General features: G+C 54.0%; 5 tRNA genes. All 5 read right to left on the minus strand.

Annotation, left to right across the window (positions count from 1 at the left end):
* Positions 1-76: transfer RNA gene (locus L2I46_RS29255), tRNA-Lys, on the minus strand.
* Positions 77-80: 4 nt separating this feature from the next.
* Positions 81-156: transfer RNA gene (locus L2I46_RS29260), tRNA-Val, on the minus strand.
* Between the two features lie 150 nt (positions 157-306).
* Positions 307-382 (minus strand) — tRNA-Lys (locus L2I46_RS29265).
* Between the two features lie 4 nt (positions 383-386).
* Positions 387-462 (minus strand) — tRNA-Val (locus L2I46_RS29270).
* 125 nt (positions 463-587) lie between these two features.
* Positions 588-663: transfer RNA gene (locus tag L2I46_RS29275), tRNA-Lys, on the minus strand.

A 663-nucleotide genomic window follows, 5' to 3' on the forward strand; every position in this document is an offset into this window, starting at 1 on the left:
TGGTGGGTCGTGCAGGATTCGAACCTGCGACCAATTGATTAAAAGTCAACTGCTCTACCAACTGAGCTAACGACCCGAAGTGGTGGGTGATGACGGGATCGAACCGCCGACCCCCTCCTTGTAAGGGAGGTGCTCTCCCAGCTGAGCTAATCACCCGAAACTGCGCTGGATACTGCTGATACTGCCTTCACCGACCCCATCATTAACATGGTGGGTCGTGCAGGATGACTCGCTTCGCTCGCCCTTCGGGCCGTTGCTGAAACAACGTTATCCTTCACGTTTAACACCGACGTGCGATGTTAAAGATGGTGGGTCGTGCAGGATTCGAACCTGCGACCAATTGATTAAAAGTCAACTGCTCTACCAACTGAGCTAACGACCCGAAGTGGTGGGTGATGACGGGATCGAACCGCCGACCCCCTCCTTGTAAGGGAGGTGCTCTCCCAGCTGAGCTAATCACCCGATACTACGCTGGATACTGCTAATTGGTGGGTCGTGCAGGATGACTCGGCTTCGCCTCGCCCTATGGGCCGTTGCTGTCGCAACGTTATCCTTCACGTTTTACTATCGCGTTCCACCAGAACGATTGGTGGGTCGTGCAGGATTCGAACCTGCGACCAATTGATTAAAAGTCAACTGCTCTACCAACTGAGCTAACGACCC

Origin of the sequence: Klebsiella sp. 2019SCSN059 (genome assembly GCF_021739525.1) — a bacterium.
Lineage (GTDB): Bacteria > Pseudomonadota > Gammaproteobacteria > Enterobacterales > Enterobacteriaceae > Klebsiella > Klebsiella quasipneumoniae.